Origin of the sequence: Streptomyces solincola (genome assembly GCF_002982015.1) — a bacterium.
GTDB classification, from domain to species: Bacteria; Actinomycetota; Actinomycetes; order Streptomycetales; family Streptomycetaceae; genus Streptomyces; species Streptomyces solincola.
Map to the genome: position 1 here is coordinate 1 of NZ_PVLV01000614.1, position 1,911 is coordinate 1,911.

General features: G+C 78.4%; 3 protein-coding genes. 1 reads left to right on the plus strand and 2 read right to left on the minus strand.

All coding sequences use genetic code 11. From position 1 onward, the window contains the following. Positions 1-218 (plus strand): fluoride efflux transporter FluC (locus C6N75_RS28210; protein WP_181160656.1); only part of this gene is annotated, 218 nt, incomplete at its 5' end. A gap of 30 nt (positions 219-248) precedes the next feature. On the opposite strand, the gene C6N75_RS28215 is transcribed toward C6N75_RS28210, so the two are convergent. Together C6N75_RS28215 and C6N75_RS28220 are read right to left on the minus strand one after the other, a co-directional pair. Beyond that, the gene (locus tag C6N75_RS28215; protein ID WP_105871688.1) at positions 249-887 is read right to left on the minus strand and encodes a response regulator; all 639 of its coding nucleotides are present in this window, start codon (positions 885-887) and stop codon (positions 249-251) included. Then, positions 884-1,911 (minus strand): sensor histidine kinase (locus tag C6N75_RS28220; RefSeq protein WP_105871689.1); only part of this gene is annotated, 1,028 nt, incomplete at its 5' end. The genes C6N75_RS28215 and C6N75_RS28220, both read right to left, overlap by 4 nt.

The following is a 1,911-nucleotide window of genomic DNA, read 5'->3' on the forward strand; positions in this document are numbered from 1 at the left end:
CGACCGCCTCGGCCGCCGTGCCCGAGGCGGTCCACCAGCTGATCGGCCCGGGCCTGTGCGCGGCGCTCAGCACCTACTCGACCTTCTCCTACGAGACCCTGCGGCTCGTCGAGACGGGCGCCGGCCGGATCGCCGCCGCCAACGTGCTGGCCTCCACCGCCGCCGGACTGGGGGCCGCCTGGCTCGGCGTCACCCTGGCCCGTGCGGCCCTGGGCTGACCGGCGGCTGACCGGCGCACACGCCGCGGGTCAGCGGCGGATCAGCCCGAGGTCCGCCGCGGCGGCGACCGCGGCGGTCCGCGACTCCACGCCGAGCTTGCCGAAGACCCGCCCCAGGTGCGACTTCACCGTCCCCTCGGTGAGATGCAGCCGGGCGGCGACCGCCTGGTTGGACAGGCCCTCCGCGACCAGCGCCAGGACCTCCGTCTCCCGGCGGGTCAGCGACGCGGCCGGGGCGCGCAGCCGGTGCATCAGCCGGTCGGCGACCCTCGGGGCCAGCGCGGTGCGGCCGGCTGCGGCGGTCCGGACGGCCGCCGCCAGCTCCTCGGGCGGGGCGTCCTTGAGGAGATAGCCGGTGGCCCCCGCCTCGATGGCCGGCAGGGTGTCGGCGTCCGAGTCGTAGGTGGTGACGACCAGCACCCTCGGCGCGCCCGGCCGGGCGGTGATCTCGGCGGTGGCCTGCGCCCCGGTCATCCCCGCGCCGAACCGCAGGTCCATCAGGACGACGTCCACCCCGCCGGCCAGCGCCCGGACCACCGCCTCCTCGGCGGTGGCGGCCTCGGCGGCCACCATGATGCCGGGCTCGGTCTCCAGCACGGCCCGCAGCCCCGCCCGTACCACCGGGTGGTCGTCGGCCAGCAGCAGCCGGATCGGGCCGGGCACGGTCACCGGTCCTCCCCGTCCGCACGGGGGAGGCGGGCGGTCAGCACCGTGCCCCGGCCGGGCGCGGAGGAGACGGTGAGCGTCCCGCCGAGTGCGTCCACCCGGGCGCGCATCGCGGCCAGCCCGTAGCCGCCGCCCTCCGGCCCGGACGCCGGCAACCGCTCCGGCGCGAAGCCGCGCCCGTCGTCGGCCACCTCCACGGCGGTGTGGTCGGCCCGGTGGCTGAGCGTCACCTCGGCCGTGGCCGCCCCCGCGTGCCGGACGGTGTTGGCCAGCGCCGACTGCGCGATCCGCAGCAGGGCGACCTCGTGCGCGGTGGGCAGCGGCCGCGCGGCGCCGCCGCACCGGAAGCGCACGGTGATCCGGTGCCGCGCGGTGGTGGTGGCGCACAGGCGTTCCAGCGCGCCGGCCAGAGTGGTGCCGTCCAGCGCGGGCGGGGCCAGCGCGGCCACGAACCGGCGCGCCTCGGCCAGGTTGTCCACCGCCGTCTGCCGGGCCTGCCCGACGTGGCGGGCGGCCGCCTCCGGGGCGGCGGGCAGGGCACGTTCGGCGGCCCGCAACAGCAACTGGATGCTGGTCAGGCCCTGGGCCAGGGTGTCGTGGATCTCCCCGGCCAGCCGCTCGCGCTCGCCCAGCACCCCCGCGGTGTGCTGGGCGAGCGCCAGCTCGGCGCGCGTCGCGGTCAGCTCCTCGATCAGCCGCCGGCGCCGCTCGCTCTCCCGGTACAGCGCCTGGTAGCCGCGCACCACCGCGACCGCCACCGCCGCGCCGAGCGACGGGCCGATCACCGCGGCCGGGGTGAGCGCGCCCGCGTGCGCGGCGTAGGCCGTGATGCCGGCGGACGCGGTGGCCACAACCGCGGGAAGGGCGGCGCGCCGGGGGAGCAGGTGGAGCTGGAGGAAGTACAGCGGGAAGGCCAGCCACACCCCGTCCGCGGACAGCGCCAGCAGGAGCAGCCAGGCCGAGGACAGCGCGGCGAGCCACACCGCCGCGCTGTCCTCGGCCTGGCTGCTCCTGCTGGCGCTGTCCG